This window comes from Paenibacillus sp. SEL1 (assembly GCF_054602535.1).
Map to the genome: position 1 here is coordinate 4,003,518 of NZ_CM137723.1, position 24,248 is coordinate 4,027,765.

Annotated in this window: 19 protein-coding genes and 1 pseudogene; 18 read left to right on the top strand and 2 right to left on the bottom strand. The window is 44.9% G+C overall.

From position 1 onward, the window contains the following. The first annotated feature begins 180 nt into the window (after positions 1-180). A complete protein-coding gene (locus tag ACYCSE_RS18730) occupies positions 181-1,287 on the top strand; it encodes a substrate-binding domain-containing protein (protein ID WP_459699287.1) in 1,107 nt (368 codons plus the stop codon). Between the two features lie 382 nt (positions 1,288-1,669). Next, positions 1,670-3,297, top strand: a pseudogene (locus ACYCSE_RS18735) (ribulokinase); the annotation flags it as partial. A 206-nt stretch (positions 3,298-3,503) separates the two neighbouring features. Here ACYCSE_RS18735 and ACYCSE_RS18740 read toward each other — a convergent pair. Next, on the bottom strand, positions 3,504-4,088 hold the full coding sequence (locus ACYCSE_RS18740) for a helix-turn-helix domain-containing protein (protein WP_013370447.1): 585 nt from the start codon (positions 4,086-4,088) through the stop codon (positions 3,504-3,506). A 296-nt stretch (positions 4,089-4,384) separates the two neighbouring features. Between ACYCSE_RS18740 and ACYCSE_RS18745 the strand changes: the two genes are divergently transcribed. The 16 genes from ACYCSE_RS18745 (at position 4,385) to ACYCSE_RS18820 (ending at position 21,965) form a co-directional block, all read left to right on the top strand. Beyond that, entirely contained in the window at positions 4,385-5,758 is a 1,374-nt protein-coding gene (locus ACYCSE_RS18745) for a hypothetical protein (RefSeq protein WP_459699290.1), read from the top strand. A 95-nt stretch (positions 5,759-5,853) separates the two neighbouring features. After that, positions 5,854-7,626, top strand: a complete 1,773-nt coding sequence (locus ACYCSE_RS18750; RefSeq protein WP_459699292.1) for a hypothetical protein — start codon at positions 5,854-5,856, stop codon at positions 7,624-7,626. A gap of 72 nt (positions 7,627-7,698) precedes the next feature. Next, positions 7,699-13,185: a polymorphic toxin-type HINT domain-containing protein gene (locus ACYCSE_RS18755; RefSeq protein ID WP_459699294.1), complete on the top strand. Its 5,487-nt coding sequence runs from the start codon at positions 7,699-7,701 to the stop codon at positions 13,183-13,185. Positions 13,186-13,201: 16 nt separating this feature from the next. Beyond that, the gene (locus ACYCSE_RS18760) at positions 13,202-13,657 is read left to right on the top strand and encodes a hypothetical protein (protein WP_459699296.1); all 456 of its coding nucleotides are present in this window, start codon (positions 13,202-13,204) and stop codon (positions 13,655-13,657) included. 692 nt (positions 13,658-14,349) lie between these two features. Next, positions 14,350-15,486, top strand: coding sequence for a polysaccharide deacetylase (locus ACYCSE_RS18765; protein WP_459699298.1), 1,137 nt, complete (start codon positions 14,350-14,352; stop codon positions 15,484-15,486). Positions 15,487-15,693: 207 nt separating this feature from the next. Continuing rightward, positions 15,694-16,119: a phage holin family protein gene (locus ACYCSE_RS18770; RefSeq protein ID WP_459699300.1), complete on the top strand. Its 426-nt coding sequence runs from the start codon at positions 15,694-15,696 to the stop codon at positions 16,117-16,119. Between the two features lie 81 nt (positions 16,120-16,200). Then, positions 16,201-16,488: a Dabb family protein gene (locus ACYCSE_RS18775; RefSeq protein ID WP_459699302.1), complete on the top strand. Its 288-nt coding sequence runs from the start codon at positions 16,201-16,203 to the stop codon at positions 16,486-16,488. A gap of 24 nt (positions 16,489-16,512) precedes the next feature. Then, positions 16,513-16,953, top strand: a complete 441-nt coding sequence (locus tag ACYCSE_RS18780) for a DUF86 domain-containing protein (protein ID WP_023987986.1) — start codon at positions 16,513-16,515, stop codon at positions 16,951-16,953. 8 nt (positions 16,954-16,961) lie between these two features. Further along, a complete protein-coding gene (locus tag ACYCSE_RS18785; protein WP_023987987.1) occupies positions 16,962-17,609 on the top strand; it encodes a helix-turn-helix transcriptional regulator in 648 nt (215 codons plus the stop codon). Between the two features lie 96 nt (positions 17,610-17,705). Beyond that, positions 17,706-18,029 carry a YtxH domain-containing protein gene (locus ACYCSE_RS18790; protein ID WP_061828623.1) on the top strand — a complete coding sequence of 108 codons (324 nt, stop codon included), beginning with the start codon at positions 17,706-17,708 and terminating at the stop codon, positions 18,027-18,029. Positions 18,030-18,238: 209 nt separating this feature from the next. Beyond that, entirely contained in the window at positions 18,239-19,048 is an 810-nt protein-coding gene (racE, locus tag ACYCSE_RS18795) for a glutamate racemase (protein ID WP_023987989.1), read from the top strand. Positions 19,049-19,168: 120 nt separating this feature from the next. After that, positions 19,169-20,389 (top strand): M14 family zinc carboxypeptidase, encoded by a 1,221-nt coding sequence (locus ACYCSE_RS18800; RefSeq protein WP_459699305.1) that lies wholly within the window; start codon positions 19,169-19,171, stop codon positions 20,387-20,389. Between the two features lie 136 nt (positions 20,390-20,525). Then, on the top strand, positions 20,526-20,792 hold the full coding sequence (locus tag ACYCSE_RS18805; protein WP_459699307.1) for a hypothetical protein: 267 nt from the start codon (positions 20,526-20,528) through the stop codon (positions 20,790-20,792). A 261-nt stretch (positions 20,793-21,053) separates the two neighbouring features. Then, positions 21,054-21,356: an iron-sulfur cluster assembly accessory protein gene (locus ACYCSE_RS18810; protein WP_459699309.1), complete on the top strand. Its 303-nt coding sequence runs from the start codon at positions 21,054-21,056 to the stop codon at positions 21,354-21,356. A gap of 23 nt (positions 21,357-21,379) precedes the next feature. Next, a complete protein-coding gene (locus tag ACYCSE_RS18815; protein WP_007429791.1) occupies positions 21,380-21,601 on the top strand; it encodes a YuzB family protein in 222 nt (73 codons plus the stop codon). A gap of 94 nt (positions 21,602-21,695) precedes the next feature. Then, positions 21,696-21,965, top strand: a complete 270-nt coding sequence (locus ACYCSE_RS18820; protein ID WP_061828621.1) for a hypothetical protein — start codon at positions 21,696-21,698, stop codon at positions 21,963-21,965. Between the two features lie 194 nt (positions 21,966-22,159). On the opposite strand, the gene ACYCSE_RS18825 is transcribed toward ACYCSE_RS18820, so the two are convergent. Beyond that, positions 22,160-24,142, bottom strand: a complete 1,983-nt coding sequence (locus tag ACYCSE_RS18825) for an LTA synthase family protein (protein ID WP_459699312.1) — start codon at positions 24,140-24,142, stop codon at positions 22,160-22,162. Positions 24,143-24,248 lie beyond the last annotated feature (106 nt).

Sequence of the window (24,248 nt, forward strand, 5' to 3'; positions counted from 1 at the left end):
ATTCTCCTTTAGATATTCAGCCACTCATGTGTGGCAAGGAAGGGATAAGCGAATGGGTTTACACCTCCGGCAGCAATACGACGATATCCTGTTCCTGTAACATTTGTATGTACAAATGAACGGTATGCTATAATCGTGGAATATGAACAGGTACACGATATTGCAAGTACGGAGGAAATTATGGCGCCCAAATATATACAAGTTAAACAGGAAATTTTGTCCTGGATTCATTCATCTAAAGTGGAACCACAAAGCCAGCTTCCATCTGAGCATGAAATGTCTGAACAATTTGCCGTTAGTCGACAAACGGTGCGTCAGGCGCTGGGTGAGCTGGTGCAGGAAGGCTGGCTGTTTCGGATGCAGGGCAAGGGAACTTTTGTCGCGACACGGGACAGCAAGCAGCCCGAAGATCCAAAGACGATTGGAGTCATTACAACCTATATATCGGATTATATTTTCCCATCCATTGTACAGGGAATTGAATCTAAATTGAGTCGTCAGGGCTATAAGATGCTGCTGTCAAGCACAGGTAATGACCCTGAGCAAGAGAGTCAGTGCCTGGAAATGCTGTTGAGTCAACCGCTGAGCGGAATTATTATCGAACCGACCAAAAGTGGAGAGCGTAATCCCAATCTGAACTATTATTTAACCGTGGAAAATCGCCAAATCCCTTATTTGATGATCAATGCGCGTTATGAGGAAATGGATGCGCCATGTCTGCGAGTAGATGATGAAAAGGGTGGTTTTTTGGCGGCAGAGCATCTGATTAAGCTGGGGCACCGACGCTTGGCCGGATTTTTCAAAACCGATGATATGCAGGGGATTCTTCGTATGAAGGGATTTGTGGCCGCTCACCGCAAATATGGTGTGACACTACACCCGAACGCAGTAACGACTTACCGGACAGAAGAAAAAAATGAGATTCCGCTACAACGTGCGTCGAGGCTATTGGCGATGGAGGCGGGAGAGCGTCCTACTGGATGGGTGACCTACAATGATGAGCTGGCTGTTCGACTCCTGGATATTGTACGTTCGGTGGGCCTGAAGATTCCCAATGATCTATCGTTGGTTGGGTTTGATGATTCATTTTTGGCGACAGCAACGGAAATCAAGCTAACGACAATTCGGCATCCAAAGGAAGAATTGGGATTACGTGCTGCCGATACCATGCTGTCGATGATTGAAGAGAAGGGGTACCATGAAGAAGATCGTCAGTTAATTCTACCGCCTGAGCTCATCGTTCGTGAATCTACGGGGCCTGTTCAGGTCATGCCTGGAGAACACTAGGCTGGAAGATCAGTCGGTTTTATTTCTTAACATGTAAGGACAAGTTAATAAGTATATAGCTTTAACGCTTAATATTTGATGGCATGTTTCTCGTCGTACCGAACAGTCTGTTTTCTGGATTGCAGAAATAGGCTGTTTTTGTTATATTTTTCTGAAAATGAGTACATAAATCTATCGAGAAAATACATAAAAAAAGACTGGCTAAGTTGTACGTACAATCATATAATGAAAGCGGAACCAAGGATAAAGGGTCGTTAAGACCTTCCTGTAATTTTCCATTTGAAGTTAGTTTCAGTCACCTCCTCCATTGCAGATTTCAGAAATGATAGTAAAAGGTGTGTCTTATACATATTAGAACAATTGAAAAAGGAAGTATGGATCTGACGGAGCTGAAATTGCTACACATGTAACACCTTACCGTCATGGAGTTATGGATGAAGTGCTGCCTGGTAGCGGACGCAAATTGGAAATGGATTGGGCACTGGAACATCCGGCTGATTATATTGAAGTGCTGACTATTTCTATACCTGCCGTTATGAAGGAGACTGGCATTTCTCCAGACGATATCATCGGGATCGGAATTGATTTTACAGCATGCACGATGCTGCCGATTGACGCGCAGGGACAACCGTTGTGCTTTGACGAGAACCTGAAAGATAACCCGCATAGTTGGGTGAAACTGTGGAAGCATCATGCAGCACAGGATGAAGCGGACCGTTTAAATGCCATTGCCTCGCAGCGAGGAGAGGCCTTTCTGCCCCGCTATGGAGGGAAAATTTCTTCCGAATGGATGATCGCAAAAATTTGGCAAATTCTGAACGAGGCACCGGACATTTATAATCAAACAGACCGCTTTGAGAAGCGACCGACTGGGTAATTTCCCAGCTTAGTGGGGAACTGAAACGGAATCAGTGTACAGCTGGCTACAAGTCTATTTACCATCATCGCGAGGGTTATCCGGATCGTGAATTTTTCAAAGCGCTCGATCCGCGTTTAGAAAATTTAACGGATACAAAGCTGCGCGGTGAGATTTATGATTTGGGTGCCCGTGCGGGTGGATTAACAGAGGATATGGCTGCAAAACTCGGACTGAATTCGGGAACGGCAGTAGCGGTAGGCAATGTGGATGCACATGCGGCTGTTCCGGCAGTAGGCGTCGTCACACCAGGCAAGCTGGTGATGGCAATGGGAACTTCCATTTGCCATATGCTCCTCGGTGAGGAAGAAAAAGAAGTAGAGGGTATGTGTGGCGTTGTAGAGAACGGAATTATTCCGGGCTATTACGGGTATGAGGCTGGACAATCGGCGGTAGGAGACATTTTCGCATGGTTTGTGGATCATGCTGTTCCGGGCGAAGTGAAGGAGCAGGCAGCTACGGAAGGTGTGAACGTCCATGTATGGCTGGAGCGTAAAGCGGCTGAATATAAACCGGGCGAAACCGGATTACTGGTCCTGGATTGGTGGAACGGTAACCGTTCTCTGTTGGTCGACACCAACCTGACGGGGCTGATTGTCGGATATACGTTGCTGACGAAGCCAGAGGAAGTGTATCGTACATTGCTGGAAGCAACTGCGTTCGGAACACGTAAAATTGTCGATGCGTTCCATCATAACGGCGTGCCAGTAGACGTATTGTATGCGTGCGGTGGATTGCCACAGAAAAATCGTCTTTTGATGCAAATTTATGCAGATGTAACCGGACGTGAGATTAAGGTGGCGGCTTCTACCCAAACTCCTGCATTGGGTGCGGCCATGTTCGCAGCAGTGGCAGCGGGAACTGAAGCTGGAGGGTACGACGATATCGTCGAAGCAGCGCGTCATATGGCTCGTGTACGGGACGAGAGCTTTATGCCAATCCCTGAGAACGCGGCCGTGTATGATAAGCTGTACGAGGAATACAGCCGTCTTCACGACTACTTTGGACGTGGAGGCAACCCGGTGATGAAAAAGCTAAAGACCATCAAGGAAGAAGCCAGACGTTCAACTGAAACGGCAAGCATTCATTTTTAAGAAACTGACAAAATATAAGCAAGAAGTATTTAAAACTCTGTTATCTAAAAAGCACAGTACACCGAGGAATCGGCAGACTGTGCTTTTTTTTGCATTTTATATTCTGTGAATTACATGATGTGAAAGTCTCAGTGGATGAAAGATGGTAATGCGTTCCTTTCAAAGACTTTCATGAAAATTACAATCGTTTCGGTTTACGGACATTTTTACTTTTTCAGCATGGCATCAGCAAACAAAATGGATTTTGGAATACGGAAAAACTGTTCCGCCTGATCCTGGAAGGTTTGCGAAGGAACGGTACCCTGATGCAACCATTTCCGAAATGTACCGGGGTGAACGCCAATCCAATGACTCACATCGGTCACCGAAATATCATGTACCATGCACAGACCCGCCAAGATCCGATTTTTAACCGGAGAACGAGTCACAGTCCGTTTCATAAAACGGGACGGCGATGGTTGACAGATGAGTGGTGAACGCCGGACAACCTCTTCATTAAATAGAATATGGTGCGGATAACCAAGTGTATTACACGTCTTTTCCAGATTAGTGTTGCCGGGAATGCGACCTTCATATACCCACGCACTGACACTACGGGAGGAAATGGAAAGCTCCTCGGCAAGTTGGGACAGTTTAATGTCATTAGCCATCAAAACGGCAAGCAAAACGCGATTGCGCACTTGACAGCGTGTTGGTTTACGAAAACGTTTGACACGCACGCCTTTTCCCAAATATTTGCGATTGATCAGAGACCACGCCTGAATGGAATGTTTATCTTGTTGTTTAGGCATATACCCTCCGATTTTTTTTAACCACATACTACTATACCCGAAGGGGGCTTTGCAAGTGACTCCTCTCCTGATTTTCTTTTAATCCCATGGGCTTAACCGGTTTATGGAAAATAAGGTCCATTTGGCCTATAAAAATGGAAGTTTAAGGTGCCGATATATTAAATTGTGACATTTTTATGGAAATGGAGGTAATATGTTCTTCTCTTATGATTGTAAGGATGTACAGAGAGAAAAGTGGGTTTTTGCAGCCCAACATGCAATTTTTTTGACGAGGGAAAGGGAGGTTATACAGTTAGATGATTTGTAAAAAGGTAATGGTATGGTTTCTGACGGCACTTTTGGCAACGAACACTTTGCTGTGCTTGCCTAGTGTGGCAGGAGCGGAAAAACAAGATGTAAAGGACGGAATGCAACTGGACCAAGCAGATTTGGTACAGAAGGAACAGGAGATCACTAATGAAACAGTTTCTTTTGATCCGCCAACTTCTGTAACAAACAGCGTTTATAATGCACTCATGATGAGCTTGGCGGCAACGGTGGAGTATACGTCAATCGTTATCGAACCTGGGGAAACCTATGAATTCGAGAATACAGATACGATCAGTAAGTCCATATATAGCAACGCTTCTCAATCAAAAGGCATTTTGTACGATAGTGTAAGTTACAAAGAGGACGGAGACATCAGCACTGTCCATATGGACTATGGCATTAGCCCCATTGGTGTTCCTGGGGGAGGCACAGCGTTTATTACGAATACAGGAACAGCAGCATTAACCGTAAAAGTAACGGACGTCTTCACCTACAGTACATCGGAGGACCCGGCACTAGAGCGAGTTACGGTCTCTAAAAATGAAAGCTATCGGATTGTGAATGAAGGATGGACTGCCCGTTCGATTCAGCATGATGGGTCAAATGCAGACAATCGCCGTTTTGATTACGCAAAATACAAGGCGGACGGAACTTTATCCGCATCTGATCTTAATAGCATTGCTCATCCCTCTTTGGGTGATGGCGAGGAACTGATTATTACAGGTTCCACTGCCAATGCGGTGACCTTCGGATTTCCATACGGCAAATACAGTATAGAAAGCACCGGCGAGCCAGCTTATGCGCGGGTTACCCTAAATCAGGGGGAAAGCTACCAATTTATCAATGTGGGAACCCGATTGGATACGGTGGAAAGTGACGGTACATCTAAAGATAAACTTGACTATGTTGTTTATTTGGCAAACGGAACAGAGGCTTCACGCGGCAGTGGCACTACGGCGAAGCCGCAGATTGCTGTGGACAGATACGCGGTAATTACCCAGGTCACTGCAAATCCGGTTACATACGGGGCTCCATATCGCAATTTTATTGCTCGTCCTGTGGGTGGTGATGCAATCAGTCGTGTGGAGCTTGAGGTAGGCAAGAGCTACATTTTCCACAATAATGGTACGCTAATGAATCCGATCTACAATAACTCCAAAAAGGTAGGGAGCTTGTTCGACTATGCGATTTACAAACCGGATGGAACGGTAAATTCCTCTGGTTTTAACAGCCAGTCTGGTCCTATGATCCCGCCTTCGGGATATGCCATTGTGACTGTGATCGGTCCGAGTCCTATTATCTTTGACTATACAGATGATTTTTCCTGGGAACTAGCAATGATCCTGCCTTTTTACGCGTAACACTGTCTAAAGGCGAAAGTTATGCTTTTACTAATATTAGTGATCATTTGAGGAATCTGCACAGCACAGTCAGTACCGTTAAAGGAAAATATGATGTGGTTCTGTACAAAGCAGATGGTACAGAGCAATCCAGGCGCAATACCGGGAACTCAACCTTTTTGGTTGGTGCAGGTAAAAAGGCCAGTGTGACGGTAACCAGTGACACGCCAATCACGTTTGGTGGTATCTATCGGAGCTTTAAGGCCAGCGAAGATGATAATGGTATCGGGCAAACGACGCTGGAGCCGGGGGATTCATATGAGTTTCGTAATCATGATAGTCAATCAAATTCATTGCGGCATGACAAAAGCAGTGGCAATGCACACTTTGATGCTGCAAGTTATAAAGTACTTCGATTACTGACATCAGATCATTTCAACAATACAGTGGACCCAGAGATTGTCGCTGGCGGTAAAGCAATTGTCACCAATGTATCAGATCGGCCAATTACCTTTACCTATAGCAATAAGGTAGAGGCTTTGCTTAGTGGGCAGGCAGCCTTCCATCGAATTACATTGAAACGCGGTGAAAGCCGGAAATTTATCAATGTAAGCACTTTGGACAAGGCCTTGGATGTCATTTCAGTAAGCGGTATGAAGTGGAATTACATGAATTACAAGGCAGACGGGACGGTGTACAGTCAGGCCAGTGATACGACTCAATTGCCGTTGGTACAGGCTGGTGGATATGCCATTGTAACGACGGTTTCGGATGTGCCAGTGACTTATGGAGCTGTGTTAGGAATATTCGACGTTGAGGATGCTCAGGTGCCGACAGGCAATCAAGTCACTGTCAAGCAGGGAGAAAGCTATGTATTCCATAATACTGGTTCACAGGCTTCCTCATTAACGACAGATGCTTCAAACGAAAGCCGTCTCTATGACTATGCCATATATGAAGAAGGTAGCGGTGTGAATTCCAAGGTGGATAGGGCAGGTATGGATGCTTCTCTACCTGAAATCTCACTTGGAGCCGGAGATACGCTTGTTGTGACTGTCACTTCGCCGCAAGCCGTGACCTTTCATTTCAAGAATGAAATTAAAGCGGAGCCAAGCACAGAACCGGCGTTGTTAAAAACGTCTTTGTCTGGCGGAAAGCAGGAGATATGGATCAATCGCGGAAGTCAGGAGGCCCCTATCGTGACGAATGCGAAGGCGGCTGGTGGAACGTATCAATATACCGTTACGGATCAGGCTGGAAAAGTGATTCGTGAACATAAAGAGGCGACAGATAATCAACAGCAAGTGCCAGCTAATGCAAATATTCATCTTGCCGTAGCTGCAGTTGCTCCTGCTGTTAACTTTGGAGCGCCTTATCGTGTGTTTGCTGTAAAAAATAACGATGACAGTAAGCTGGACGAACTAATTGAGCTCATAGATAAAGAAGCTGACTTTACGGCAGGCCAACAAGGGAAATATCGGTTTACACCCAAAGAAGACGGGATTTACCGTTTTGCGGTGAAGGAAAAATCCAACTTTGCTGCGCAGCAGCCCATTGTAAGCTTGTTTACGGACCCTGATTTTAGTAACCAGCTTGTCTCTTCAACAGAGCAAGCACAAATATATGGTTGGGATTACACGGTCTTAGAGTATGAGATGAAGGCAGGCCAAACGATTTATGTGAAGTTGACAGAAACCAATAGCGGCGCATTACAAACCGTAATTAAGGCAGCACATATGGCGCTTGGTAAGGATACTTCATATGAATATGGAAAAGGGAACCGACTGAATAAAGTTATTTTGTTCACCGGTGATCAAATTCAACTGGATTATGACTTAAACGGAAACGTCATTAGACGGACGAAGAAGGTATTTCCTTTTACAGATTAAAAGGATGTCTTTGCTTCGAAAAAACATAACAGATAGTTAGATGTACAGGCATTATTAAATAGGGGTGAGCGAGTGTTTAAACGTTATATTTGTAGTCTACTATGTATGGCAATGTTGCTGGGTCCATGGAGCACATGGGCATATGGAGAAGAAGGGCACGGAGAGGCGGCAGCTTCTCAGTCTTCTTCGTCTTCCACTCCACAGATTATTACCAGAGCATGGCTTGCGCAGCAAACTGGTAAGGATCAGGCTTGGGTCAATGCACAGTTATCCAAAGGCTATACTTTATATGATATTTATACAGCTTGGCAAAAAGATGGTGGAGAAAATTCATTACCGGAACAAAGTCCAAGCTTGTGGGTACAGCAGAATGGACTGACATTGAGCATAAATGCAAAGGCGGAACCGTCTGATGAGTCGGCTGAGCTGAAGAAAGGTGAAAAGCCCACTCAGGCCGCCCAGGATGAAAAGGCAACTCAACAACCACTAGATAAGGAAGAGGATAAAGCGCCGACTCCAGACACGACTGAGATGGTTATACCATCCATACCCCGTGTAAATGATTCCGTATATGCGCTGATTCCAGGAGAAAACAGTCTGATCGGGCAGGATTTACTTAAACAAAGTTTGTTGCAGGTATCTGCTACAACAGATGTGTATGCTCCTTTTGATCAGGCGGCGCTTGCACAAAGCAGGCTAAGTGATGATACTTCGCGTTATGGGCTGGATTACGGTGACAACAGTGTGTCCACCGCTTCAGGACAGCTTGTCGTGCAAAATACGGACTTGGTGTTGCCGGGTTCATTACCCTTTGCACTGACTCGTGTGTATAACAGTTCGTTGGCAAATAACCAGATTGGTGTGCAGCAAAATGGAGGGTTGTATACAAACGCCAGTGCCATCCGTGAGGAGGAAGCAGCTTCTGGTCTGGGAAGAGGCTGGAAGTGGGATCTTCCTCATATACAGAAACTGGATGGTAAGCGGTATTTGTATATGCCGGGAACAGGCTCATATGAGATAAAAGATGATTTTCAGCTTGAAGGATATGCCTACAAAGATCTCAAGATCAGTACAGATCAAAGCGCAAACGTGCAGGGAGTAAGCAGTGCGTACAAAATAGCAGTGCTGAATGGAAATAACTATTATCTGGATCAGGACGGTTATTTGATTTTAATCCAGGATGCGTATAAGAATCGGGTGGAATTTGATTATACAAGTTCTGGTGGAGCAAAGCTCATTCGTTCGATTCGAAATAATGATGGCAGAGAGCTTGATTTCACTTACAATGCTGGACAGCTTGTTGTTAAAGAGCAGGGCACAGACCATCAGTACACCTATCGTCAAAGTGGCGAGGGAAGCAGCAAGGTGCTGTCAGAAGTGTTGGATTCTCTTTCCAGAAGCACAAGCTATGCGTATACATTCATGGACGCTCCTTTTAATGTGGTCGTAGATGGTGAAGGAAAGACTGGAGCCCTACAGCAAAATGCATCGGCGTTGCTTACACGAATTATACGACCTACTTCATCGATTACAGACATCCGTTATGAAGCATTCAACAAGCAGATAGGTGTATACGGTACACAAGGCGTGTTCAAGGTGGTTTCACGCGCTGATATGTACAGTACAACCGCAGGCAATCGTTTTTTAAATAAAATTGATTTCACCTATTCCGGAGAAGATCTAGCCAACTATGGGAAAAACGCTGAATGGACGGTGGTTGCCAAAGGGACACGTACAGCGGAAACCTTCCATTTCGGTAAAGTCTTTAGAGGAGATAACGCACCGGACAAGCTTGTTCTAAACAGCTATGATCAAGAGGGAGATTCTACCGGCTATCATATAGATTACACGTATAATGATGCCATGGACTGGAATTTGCCTGTGCAAATGCGAGAGTCCTATACGGAGGGAGGTTCTTCATCAGAACCTGTAACGACCTCCTATGACTACAATGAATATGGTCTTCCATTGAAAATATCTCAAAGTACGGGATCGGAGACTGTTCATACGTATAAAAACTCTAATGAGCCTTTTTTCTGGGTTCAACCCGCTCAGACGGTCAACAAAATAAGTGAAGGAAAAACGTTGACGACGGTTCGAACTTATAAAGCAGAGGGTACATTGTATGAACTGAAAAACTATGAAGGTACAGAGCAAGGGAAGCTTTTATCACATACCTATACTTTTTACAATACAAAAGGGAATGTAAGCAGCCAGAAAATTCAAATTGATGACAGAAGCGATGCTAATGTGTCTATTGATTATGATTCTCCTTATGGTTCTTACCTCCCAACAAGGCAGCTTTTGCCTAAAGGTGTTGAGTATACGTATGATTACTATCCGACCGGAGAAATCAAGTCCCAAACAGATGCCAAGCGCAAAACGGAGTCTTATGTGTATGACGCAATGGGGCGTGTAACAAAGGTTACTTATCCGGACGGCACTCAAACTGTCGTGGTGTACAAGGATGATACGAATGATGTCACTGTTACCGGACCCGATGGCGTAAGCGTTGAAAGATTGTATAATCCGTTCGGGCAGATGCTCCAGCAGCAGGTGGATGATGCAATCTATGGTTATGGTTATGATGATAATGGAGATATGGTAGAAAGCACGGATGCTGAACAAGCAACCACTCGCTACGCCTACGATGCTTTTGGGCGACCTGTAAAGACGAACTATGCGGATGGAACAACAGATACCGTGGCGTATAATGTGGTGGATCGTACCGTTACTCAGACGGATGCCTCTGGCTACCGTATACGTGAAGTATCGGATGCTTTAGGTCGTGTGACCTCCACACAAGAGGCTAAAAATGGATCATTTCAGCCGCTGGAGTCGCTAGTTTACAATCATGCGGGTATGGTCACTAGCCGGACGGACGGTAACGGTCAACGCATGATCTATGATTACGATGCTCTGGGACAAATGACTTCGGTCACAGATCCATCCGGGCAGCAGGTTAGCTATATGTATGATCTGGCCGGAAATTTGAAGACCGTTCAGTATCCTGATGGGCAAAAGAATGTGTATTCGTATGATGAGTTGGGCAGACGTACTTTACTTGAGAAATCAAGCGGAGGAACCACGTTAAATATTTACGATACGGATGGAAACATCACCCGTATGCTGACGGGGAAATCGGACGCAATCACCTTTCAATATAACGCTGACGGATTGGTTACCGAAGCGGCGGGTCCCGATTTTAAAACCAATTATACCTACGATAACGCAGGACGAAGAAAAAGCATGACAGATGGGCAGGGAACGACCTCTTATGCCTATGATCCAGCAGATGGGTCGTTGACTGGACTGAAGTACCCGGACGGCACGCAAATAAACTATGAGTATAACAAGCAGTCTCGTACAGGATATGTGCTGACAGATGCTGCTGGCACGTCTATGCACGTTCAATCCAAGCTGGACAGTGTGGGCCGAGTTACCCAAATGGACATTAGCAGTGGAGCCGGTACAGCAAACATACAGAGCCAAGCAGGAGCAACGGCTGCTACGGGTGGATCATTGGATAGCATGACGTTTGAGTATGCACCGAATGGTTTGCTGAAAAGTCAGGCTTCAAGCAGAGGGCTGAGTACACGATTCAGCTATAACGGACTGGATTTGTCCGGGGTTACAGTGGAGCAAGGCGGTACGGCATTACACCAATTTGGATATGAACGAGATGGGAATAAAAACATCGTCGGACGTACACAAAACGGAACAACAGACCAATTTGGATATGATCCGTCAAACCGTATTGCCAGCGAAGCCGCAGGTGAGAAGAATAAGACCTATGGCTACGATCCGAATGGAAACCGAAGCGCCGAAGGCAGTGGCAAAGTGTTCGGCATGAAAAACGCTGAATATACGTATGATTCTGTCAGCCGTCTGACAAAGGTGAGCGGTGAAGGCAAAGAGGTCGGATACAGCTATAACGGAGACGGGCTACTGTACGAGCGTACAGAGGGCGACAAAACGACCCGGTATTACTATGACGAAGAAGCGAAGCTGATTGCAGAAGCCGAGGTCCAAGGTGGAACAGCGAAAATCACCTACGCTTATGTGTATGACTTGTCCGGTCAACTGTGGGCCAGACAAGACAAAGCAAGTGGACAACTGCAATACTATCAGTTGAATGGTCACGGTGATGTGGTAGGACTAAGTGATAGTTCGGGCAAGGAACTGAATAGCTACAGCTACGATATCTGGGGCGGCCCGGAGAAGGTCAAAGAGACCGTACCGAACGTGCTGCGCTACGCTGGCGAGTATTGGGACGACACGGCTGGACTCCAGTACCTGCGGGCTCGCTGGTATGATCCAGGCACAGCCCGTTTTATGGGCGAGGATACGTATCAGGGCGAGATGAATAATCCGCAAAGCTTGAACTGGTATGCGTATGCAGCTAATAATCCGCTATTCTATGTGGATCCGAGTGGACATTTTTTTGAAACCAGAGATTATCAAGAGCTTAGAATATTACTAAATGAAGCCAGACTTAAATCGAATTCCAGCAAGAAGAATCAGAATTATCAGGTATACAAGGATTTCATACGAAAACGCTACGATTTTGTGTCCATTTATGGAGGAGCAAACCAGTACAATTACTTATACGACCTGCTAACGGGAACAAGTGACTATAAGAATAGTTCTGGCAAGTCTGATTGGGCTAAAGATCAGTTGTTAAGTGCATACCAAAAGTGGACAGATGCAGAAGTCCTTGGCATAGCTGCGATGGGAATGATTAGCGATGTGAACTTTGGTGGCAAAGGGAAGTATAGTGGTAAAGTAAAATCAGGGAAATGTAATTGCTTTACAGCTGGTACTAAGGTTCAAACAGACGAAGGAGAGAAACCTATCGAGGAAATCGAGGTAGGGGAGAAGGTACTTGCTAAGTCTGATGAGACTGGAGAAGTGGCATATAAAGAGGTCGTGGGGCTGTTCCAAAAACAAGCTGACGAAATCTACTATGTCCATATCGGAGATGAAATCATCGAGGTAACAGGTGAACATCCTTTTTGGTTGGATGGTAAAGGATGGACGTTTGTTAAAGACTTAAAAGCTGGTGACTTACTTGTTTCGAGTGATGGTTCTAAACTGGCAATAGATAAGATTGAGAAAGAACCGCGAAAAGCAACAGTTTATAACTTTGAGGTTAAAGACTTCAATTCGTACTTCGTTTCAAATCTCGGAGTTTGGGTGCATAATTGTAGTGTTTTAAGATATGCACTAAAATCACAAGATTTGGATTGGAGGGGTGCTGGAAAGTCCTGGAGAGATGCGGTTAATTTAGCATTTAGTAAAACAGGTGTTGATAAAAGTGGATTTACAGCAACAAAATGGGCGAAAAATGTAAATGGTAAATCATTTCCAGTGGAATGGCGATCAAAAAACGGAGCAGAAGTTAGTATTGATTATGCACATTATGGAGTGGATAGAAACGGGAACTGGGCTTCCGGGCCTGATGCGCCACATGTTGGTTGGCAAACCCCGGGTAAAAAGAATACAGTAGGACATATAATAATTGATTCTGTACCATTTGGGAGACCAGCGAATAAATAATCAAATGGGAGGACACATGTGGAATATTAAAGAACAAATATTTTCAGCCTCAAGTAAACTAGATATTGACTTGAGTATTTTGCCCGCAGAAGAAGCAGTAAAAATAAAACAGAGCATTATGAGTAAGTACTTGGAAGATGGTAGTTCACATAATTTTCCGCTTTTTGAAAGAATACATGATTATGTAGGAATTGATGTTCCAGATTCATGGATGTGGATATCCAATTTCGTAAATAAAAATCCAGTAATTTTATTCTTTAATCCAGAGGATGAAAAGGGGTTTTTCAAATTAAATAGTGGTGAGGATGTGGTTTCAATTATCGATGAGATTTACAATGTTGAATTTTATGTAAGTAACTTTGATACCGAATATTTATTAGGGTACAACCATTCACAATGTTTGATTGCTTCTGGAACAGCATCGTTCTGGCTAGAAAACCACGAGGGCTATAAAGCAAGATATAATAAATAGACAGAAATTCTTTTTAAGAAGACCTTGACGAGGTACGCCTCTCAAGGTCTTTTTTCACCGCACCTGGTGCCGAATGAATTGGAAGCTATGTCGAAGCAGATTTTACGCTTATCAATTTCATATGATACTCGGTAAATACGATTGTACGCATATATAAGTTTTTGATTAATATACCTTTATTATTTTTACCTCCGCTCCTTGTCCCAAAGTCATGGGAATGGTCTTGGACAGCCCTACTTTTTTTAACGGAAGACAAGAAGAACATGTATAAGTAAAACGAGAGAATGGAACTCGAGAACGGCCAAATTCCTATAGAAATTTTTGTGAGCTCAGGTTTTGACATGGATACCACCTGTTGCAACGCTAGAGTTACTTTACCGACTGCAAATAGTAGGAGGTTTTTTTAGATCCGGTCAATTTATTCACAACTTTGTAACCTTCTCTGGCAGGGGGGTTGCGAGATTGTTTTCAAATTGTTTTACTATATTTACCTACTATAGTCTGTTAATCTATTAGTATAAATAGGGGGAACGAAAAGACTTCCGGTTCAGTCGGTTCATACGCGTTTATGTTCTATATGTTGAGTGAATGTCTATATTGCCATGTCTATATCGTCATGTCTGTATAACTTCATAGACAAGCTAGAGATAGCTCCCGCACATTATAAAATACAGCACAGGATGGTGTAATGAATGAAGCTTTTAAATGCAAAATGGATGGCTGTATGCTTGATGGCAATCTGTTGTTTGGGTTTGCTAGGTATACATACGAATACGGCGAGTGCACAAGCGAAGGCTCCTTTGCTGGGGGTCAATGATGTGTTGCTAGATTCGAATACCATTCAGCCCGTAATGGAAAATGATAAGTTGTATGTACCTATCGTTACATTAGGGCAAAAGATGGGTATTTCTACTTCGGCCAACGGAAATACATTGTTGCTGACTGGACATAATCGCAGCTTTACGCTGGATTTGAACAAGGGGGATGTGTTCGAGCGTGGAGGACGCACGATGGTGCCCATTCGCACTTTGACCGATGCGTTTGGCTTCACTATTACGGTTCCTACAAGTAATCTGTATCGAATTCAGAATGCAAACGCTAGTTTGTCTGATGCTCAGTTTTTGAATACATTCGCAACAGAAATTAAACAGTATGCAGCTGTCAAACCGGGCAAAGCCAGCAATACAGGCAACAAGGGAACTGCCTCATCATCCAGCCGTACGATTTATTTGAGCTTCGATGATGGTCCTACGGCGCATACGTCGCAGCTGCTGGATATTTTGGACAAATATAATGCGAAGGCTACTTTCTTCATGCTGGGACCTGAAATTCGTCAACATAGCGCAGTGATGAAAAGAATGGTAGAGGCGGGTCACGGTTTGGGCTTGCATGGGATGACGCATCAGGTGAAGAAAATCTATGCATCCCCTGCAGCAGCATTGGCAGAGATGAATCAGGATAACGAAATTTTATTTAAGGCTACAGGAAAACGCACTTCTTTGATTCGTACACCTTATGGCAGCAAACCATATTTGAAGAAAGCATACCGCGATCAACTGACAGGCGCAGGCTATCATATTTGGGACTGGAACATTGATTCCAATGATTGGCGTTATACTAAAAATCCAGAGCATTTTGTACAAACTGTCCTAAGTGATATTAAAAGATTGAAAAAGCAAGGCAGAACACCAGTCGTTCTTATGCATGATAAGCCATCTACGATCAAGGTGCTTCCACAAATCATGGCTGCTTTGCAGAAAGAAGGCTATTCGTTCGAGCCGTTGAATGATAACCTGACCCCGCTTAATTTTTGGAATGATCATCGTTAATTGAATAGCATGAAAGAAAAGACACCTTTTCAACCATTTATATAGTGGTTTTGAAGGTGTCTTTTTGTTGTATTTGCTCGGAGTTGTGAAGTTTGCAGCACGCTTTATATGAATCTATGAATTCATGTCTATGCACAGGTCATATGACTTTACGGGTTACCATGTCGCTGCATATATTACAGTAACCGCCCCGAGAGGAGGAGAGGTATGAATATTAATCCGAGTATGTTTAGTATGATTTGCGCTACCGCAGGAGCCTTTATTACGTTTGCCTTTGGCGGCTGGAATCAGCTAATGGTGCTATTCACGGTTGCAATGGCTGTTGATTATGTGACTGGAGTCGCCGCAGCAATTAAGACTGGGCAAGGTTTGAGCAGTAAAGCCGGCTTTTGGGGGCTGGCGAGAAAGGCTTTAATGCTAATGGTGATTTCTTTGGCGCATCACGTGGATCTCCTGATGGGTACCGAATTCATGAAAGGGGCGGCGACGTATTTTTATTTATCCAATGAATTAATCTCTATTACGGAAAACTGTTCACGAATGGGTCTGCCGCTCCCACCGAAGCTCAAGAATTTTTTTGCCCTATTAAAGGACAAGGAGTCTGATGGTAAAAATGGCGGAAAAGATCGCTAGAATTACAAAGTTTCTTTCCGTATGTGGGGCGTTATGATAAAATTTTCAAGAGAACATTTTTAAGATAAGGAGCCTATACGCATGATTAAACATATTGTTTTGTTCAAATTGAAAGACCGCTCCCCTGAAAGCATTGAGCACACAGCATCCATTTTGCGCAGTATGAACGGCAAAATCAAAGAGCTGCTGTCACTCGAAGTAGGTACGGATGTGATTCGTTCGGAACGTTCTTATGATATTTCCCTTACCGCTATTGTCGAAACACTGGAGGATTTGCAAACGTATCAGGTACACCCTGTGCATCAGGAAATTATTGTACACATGAATGAAGTGAAGGATGTATCTATCGCAGTTGATTATGAAATCTAAAGCGATTACTGGAGGTGCAGGACCTTGTATTATGTCAACCGGGAACAAATTGAGCTTCGACTAGGGGCTGTTCCCGACATTGTCGCCGGACTTCGCCAGACTTCTGCTGCCTGGAACGGCGATCTGTTGCAGGGACTAGTGCAGGAGCGCTGCCTTCATCTGGCGATTGAGACGGTAACGGACGTAGGAAGCTATATCATCGACGGATTTATTATGCGTGACGCCAGTAGCTATGAGGATATTATCGGTATCATTCATGAGGAAGGTGTACTGGATGATACCGTATTTCATTCGCTAGTAGAGCTGGTAGGCTTACGTAAACCCCTAGTACAGGAGTACTTTCATTGGGACCGGACAAGCCTTCACCCGCTTACACCAAAGCTGCCTGGGTTGCTGGAGCTTTTTGCATCTAACGTGCATGATTATTTAAATAAGGAATTGGGTCCCCAGCCCGAGGGAGTGTAAAGGCAAAAGTGACGGATAAGTATATCGTACCCGAAATGCCCACTAGGCGCATGATCATGACATTATTGAAAACCCAGGGACCTGTGGGCGTCGGAAGCTTGGCAGCTCAATTGGGCATTACCGAAATGGGAGTGCGCAGGCATCTCAAATTGATGGAGCAGGATGGTCTGATCGTGGCTACGATCGTGAGACAGGCGATGGGACGCCCGACGTTTTTATACAGTCTGAGCGAGCAGGGAAGCGAGCAGTTTCCTCGTAATTATGATCATCTGTTACTGGAACTGTTAGAGGAGCTGGATGAAGAACAGGGAATGGAAGCTGTTTACTCGCTGTTTGATGGTAGAAAACGTAAAATGATGAAGCGCTACGCCCCTCACATGGAGGGGGAGACTACACTGGCTTCACGTGTGGAAAAGCTTTCGGGCATCCAAAATGCTTCCGGATATATGGCAGAGTGGCGCGAGGAAGAGGATGGTAGCTACTCAATTGTGGAATACAATTGTCCTATCTCTCAAATTGCAGGCCGTTACCGCAAGGCTTGTGAATGCGAGCAGCAAATGTTTGAGGAGCTGCTTGATGCCGAGGTTGTTCGTGAGGATTGTTTAGCGGATGGGGGTCGCTGTTGCCTGTATCGTATCCGCTCTAAAAAAAAGTAAAACTTTTCAGGCTTGTTTTCTGTATCATGACAAGCTCTCCATGCTTATAATGCACTAACAGATGGGCATTCGCCCGGGCACAAGGGAGAGATGATGATGAAGGAGAACTGCAAAAGTTTTATCCGAGGAGCGTTGGCAGGCAGCATTGTTGGTTCGGTTGCTGCTTTGTTATTTGCCCCTAAGTCAGGTCGTGAGCTGCGTCAGAATATTACAGATCAGGCGCGCAACGTAAGTGATAAGGGACAGGAGCTAGCGGGGAAAATTTCAGACACCTCAATTGAGTATACTGACAAAATTAAGGAGACAGCCTCAGCCGTCATTCATGAAATCGGGCAATGGCGTAAAAAGGGTGAAATTGTTCCTGAGGTTAGTATTTCATCAGCGACTGTTCAAGAAGATACGGAAAAAGATGCTCTGTAACGGTCTGTAAAAACGTAGGCGAAATACTGAATACAGTTTGAATTCGTGGCTTCTCCCGTTGGGGTGGAGCCTTTTTATTGATCACTTCCTCGTTTTAGGGTAATCTTTTGGGGTACCTTTTACACGAATACGACATAAGGTATGTAGCAACGGATAGCTTTCCGAGATGAAACAACTCATATTTGAACAAAAAAGGAAGCGGTGTGCACGTGCAGCAAGCGATTGCAATATTGGATTCCGGTGTAGGAGGTTTGACGGTTGTAAAAGAAGTCATGCGTCAGCTTCCGCGGGAAAAAATCATTTATTTTGGAGACACTGCGCGCACTCCGTATGGCCCCCGACCATCGGAAGAGGTTAAAAAATTTACAGAGCAAATGGTTGATTTTCTGATTCAATTTGATCCGAAAGTCATTATTATTGCTTGTAACACGGCTACTGCCGCGGCATTGGACTATATAAGCCAAAAGGTATCCATTCCGGTGATCGGAGTCATTCACCCCGGGGCTCGTGCTGCGATCAGCGCGACTGCTACCGGGCATGTCGGAGTGATTGGGACTGTCGGTACGATTCGAAGCGGAGCGTATACAGCTGCGCTCAAGCAATTGTCTCCTTATGTAGACGTGGTGAGCCATGCTTGTCCTGCGCTTGTTCCATTAGTGGAACAAGGGTTATTCCGCTCCAAGACGACATCGCAGGTTGTGGAGGAGACATTGAGACCTATTCAAACGTATCCGATTGATTGTCTGATTCTTGGTTGTACGCATTATCCTTTTTTGAAGGAAACGATTCAAGAAGTCATGGGACCTGCAGTAAAGCTCATTAGCTCGGCAGATGAAACGGCGCGTGAGACGAGCACCATTTTGTATAACAAAGGCAAGTTGGAAGCTGGGGACGAAACGCCGGTACATCAGCTTTTTTGTTCCGGCGATCCTGAATTGTTCCAGCGCATTGCCGCACAGTGGCTCGGGGAGCAAATTCGCCAAACGCCTGTCGTCTGGCAAGTCACCAATTTGGATTAACGAGACAACCGACTTTTTTTGTCATTGGACAAATGAAGTCGGTTGTTTTGTTTTTCGCTACATCAAGACACGCCGCGTCTGCATAACATGCAGTAAGGCAGATGGAAGGGGCGTAGTAAGATGAGGGAATATATCGTTCAAAAAGGAGATACATTGCACCGGGTCGCCTCGGCTTTTAAACTATCGGTGGATACTTTAATCGTAGATAATCCGTGGGCCGCCACGCAACCCTATCTGATTAGTGGTCAAGTGTTATATATTCGTCCGTCTACGGATCGTAAATACGTTATTCAGCCTGGTGAGTATGCAAGACAGATTGCCAAGCAGTTTGGTGTGGAGTTTGATGAGTTACGGCTAGCCAATCCAGGACTTGCGGAGCATGATTTTACGGAAGGAAAAACAATTGTTATTCCTGAAAACCATCAGGATCAGATTGTACGATTACGTGGAGAGTATGGATATGAAGATTTAAAGGAAGACCTAGCGGCCTTGGCCCACAGATATCCATTTATTGAAGTTGGCAGCATTGGCACCAGTGTCATGGGGAAGGATATTCCTTATGTACGTATTGGGCAGGGAACGCGTAAAATTCATGCCAATGCTTCTGTTCATGCTAATGAATGGCTGACGACGCCTTGTTTGCTGCGTTTTATAGAGCAATATGCACAAGGGGTCGATGGGACTGAAGAACATGTAGGGACCTCTCAATGGGTGTATGGAGGTTCTCCGCGGGATTTGCTGGAGCATACATCCTTATGGGTGGTGCCGATGGTCAACCCGGATGGGGTAGAGCTGGTGCAACAAGGTGTACTCCCAACTCATCCGTTGTATCATGACCTCGAAAAGTGGAATGAAGGACGTGCTGATTTTCGCGGTTGGAAGGCCAATATTCGTGGTGTTGACCTCAACGATCAATTTCCGGCATATTGGGAAGAAGAGGTACGCAGACGCGGTAAAACAGGTCCGTCTCGACGAGACTATGCAGGACCTACACCTTTGTCTGAACCAGAGTCCAAAGCGCTTGCCGATCTGACGGAGCGCGAACAGTTCGACATGGTGTTATCCATACACAGTCAGGGACAGGAGATCTATTGGAATTATCGGGATCTAGAGCCTAAGGAGAGCCGAGATTGGGCCTTGCGGCTAGCTGCCGCAACAGGGTACCGGGCGGTAAAGCTGGGTGGTAGCGATGCAGGGTACAAGGATTGGTTTATACAGCGATTTGGTAAACCAGGGTTTACCGTTGAAGTCGGTCTAGGTGTAAATCCGCTGCCCATGCATGATTACGATGATATTGCAGCAGAAGTGGGCATGTTAATGGCAACAGTGCTGTCATGGTAAAAAATTCGGCCTACTGAAACGTATCGAATCATTTGCGCGTATTAGGAGGAACACGTTTTTTATAAGTGTTCCTCTTTACATGTCCCTTCAATGGGGTATATATACTTAGGAGCATTGGAAATGGAGTGAACAACCTATGAAGTGGAAAAGACTACTATCTCTCCGTCAATGGTCACATGTATTTCGTCGTATGCCCCGATTTATTACTTCATCAAGGATTCCGCTGGGAGAAAAATTACTCTTTGCGGTGCCTGTGTTGCTCTATTGGGTATTACCTGATGTCATGCCGTTTATGCCCATCGACGATATTGGTGTGACGCTATTGCTTATGAATTGGTTTGTCGCCCGTGCCGAACGAAAATATCCAGATGTGCTTGAAAAACAGCATGTACGTGTTCGGTAGATAAGCTTATGAATTTCGTGATTGCGATTTTTCACGATTTTCTTTACAATAGGAATATTGCCTTTTGCTATGCTGAACATAATTGTGATCTATTGGCTCATGATGATGATTCAGGCGCAGCTGTGCCGCCGTAGTACCTCTTTCCCTCTGGGATAGAGGCTAATTATTTGAGTTGTTGATTTTACCCGCTAGGTTGTGTGGTGTGGATATGTATCCAATGAACCACATTTCATTTAATGAATATGAAGGAGATGAAGTTTGATGAACTGCAAAATTACTCGTAACGCAGCTAAAGTATTGAAACTTGAACTGGATAAGGAAGAGAACCAAGGGAAGAGCCTGCGCGTTGTTATTACTCATGCTCATGGAGATCATGCTCATTACGGGCTGGATTTGGACACGCCTAAAGAAACAGATATTGTCGTATCTACAGATAAAGGCATTGACGTCATTTTGGAAAACGGCCAGCCGCTGCTGGATGGTGTAAAAATTGATTACTTGTACTTCCCCGAAGAAGGATTTGTCATTACTAACCCTTCCCAAGGTAATCACGGCGACCACTAAGCCGGAGCTCGGAGGGATGACAGATGGCCAATGATATTCGCGTATGTGATGAATGCAATCATATCCGCTTGAAAACGATCTTGCCCAAGTTGCAAAAGATGGCACCAGATGCCGAGATCAAAATCGGCTGCAAATCGTATTGCGGTCCTTGTGGGAAACGGGCGTTTGTGTATGTGAACGGACGTTATGTGAGTGCAGCCACAGAGGATGAAGTATTGGAGAAGGCTGCGCGCTTTATCAAATAGTTCCAGTACGCAGCATTTGCAATTTTTGAATAGTTCCCCTTCTTCTGATCCATGCTAATGGATGTAGAACACTGCCCAGAAGGAGGTGTGACTCATGGCCCAATATGATTCCAATCTCGACAATCACAGCGTTGAGGCTCAAACACAAAACTCGGTGGACAGGCTGCACAATGCCGTCTCTCAAGCATTGTCACATCCGGCTGAGCAACTGATTGAACAGGCGGAGCAATCTCGTACTCATGCGGAACATGCCATACAGCAGGCGAAGGATAGCCTTGGTGACGATGCAGTAGAAGTTGCGGAGGACATGCTTGGTGAAGAGGTACAACGGCTTGAACAGGCTAAAAAAACGTTGCGTTCCTAAGTATTTGTGAATGGTAACGAGCGCAGTCGAGTGACAATCCATATAAAAAAGCACGATCCACAGCATTTACAAGCTGATGGATCGTGCTTTTTTGTTATATGCAGGGCGGTTATGCGATCGGCATCCTTAAAAGAGTTCGGGGAGGATGCTATGTCAGCAACCTCCCACAGAAAGTCTATTAGATACAGGAGGAGTTACTTCTTTGTTTGTGGTTCCCATTCGCGAATAAGATCGTATGTGATAACCTGATCAGATATGTTCAACCGATTGAGAGCTTCGGTATATCCCGGTCCGCAGGCGTTAACATCTGTAGGCTGGCCTGTACTCAGGTTGTAACAGGTCCCTTTGGAGAAAGTACCGTCCTCCGATGGAATGTAGTACACTCGTCCATCGGTGAAAGCACCAGTACGCAGCACAACCATACGAGGCTTCCCGCTAAACAGATCGTTTCCCATAAAATGATATGGTTTTGTTGAAATCCCAAGTAGGTGCATGACGGAAGGAGTCAGATCCAACTGACCTGCCGGTTCCGTATACGTGCCTGCCTGGCTTCCATCAGGAAGATGCACAAGCAATGGTACCTGATTCATGATTTTCTGCATGTCGAGATCCGTAAGTGGCTTGTCTAAAAACTTCTCATACAGTGCTTTGTCTTTAATAGAATTGTCATGATCCCCATAAAACATCAGGATCGTATCATCCCACAATCCGTCTTTCTTCATCTGATTTACCAATTCACCCAGTGCTTCATCTACATAATGGACAGATTTCAGATAGTCTCCGAACATAGTACCTTCAAACTCGCCAACATCTAAATTTACCGAGTCAGGTGACAGGTTGTACGGATGATGGCTCGAGATACCGACCATATAGGCGTAGAACGGCTGCTTAACTTCGGTGGTGAGATCATTGAGCGTTTGACGGAAAAAGGATTTATCTCCCAGGGACCAACCCAGTGGCTCATCTATTTTAAAATCTTTTTTACTGTAGAACTTGTCATAGTTCATTGCCTTATACATGGTGTAACGGTTCCAGAAGCTGCTGTCGTACACGTGAAACGCATTGGGACTATACCCAGTATCCTTCAAAATGGAAGGTAACGTATCGAATTTATGGTCCGCATAACGGATAAATACGGAGCCTGTAGGGAGCGGATGCAGCGAAGCATGTGTAGAGAAGTCCGCGTCCGAAGTACGGCCCTGGGCAGTCTGGTGAAAATAATTGTTGAAATACATGCTTTCCTTCGTCAGTTTGTCAAAATTAGGCGTAATCGCTTGACCGTTGATTTGTTTGCCGATAAAAAAGTTCATGAACGCTTCAGCTTGAATGACCATCACGTTTTTGCCCTTATACTTGCCAGATAGATCATTTTTAACCTGAAGCAACTTTTGATGCTGATTAAACCATTCCTTATCCTTATCGGATTCTGCTTGAGCCAATGTAGGCTGGGGACCAAGGTGATCCTGACCATAGCGGTAGATGTCATATCCATGAAATCCGACCAATCCGGTTACGTTGTACAAGGCCATCGACCACCAGTTGCCGACAAATATGCCAGTTGCCCACGTGGAGGTATAATATTTGATCGGCCCAAATGTCAATACATAGCCAATCAAGAAGGCCAATGCTCCTTTGGAGAAGCGAAGCAGGAACCTCTTTATGAACGAGCTTCGGGATGCTTCTAAATAAGTATCATTCGTTGTAAGTCGACGTCGTAAGGAAGCCACAAATATGACATACGGAATGAATAGAATCCAGTCTGCAAAAAAGAAAATGTCCCACCAATACATAAGGGATGCGATACTTCCGCCCAGAGAATCAACTTGTCCGGCTTGAAGTAAGACGGGAATCGTAATGAAATCCTGGAAGTACCGATAGTAAACCATGTCGGAGTATATGAGCGCGGTGAGCAACATATCGAGCACCACTAGAGCAATCAAACGTCCGCGACGTGGCAGCCATAAAGTCCAGAAGCTCACAAGTAAAAGCGAACCAATAGCGATGACATAATCCAGCGGATTCATGTCAATATTTTGGGCATGCAAGTTATAGTGAATCAGTACAAGCTTGCCGATCATAAGTACAAAAAACAGACCTAATCCAAAATATCGAGACAGCAGCATTCTGCTGAACGTGTTACCAGTGTGACTTGCACTGGACGTGCGAATAACCAACACTTTACCCCCTCTGGCAGAAATGTTCGGCTAGTATAAACTACATATTAACGTAATGTTAAAACCGAAATGCCTTTAATTATTATAGCGCTCATCTCGCGCATTTCAA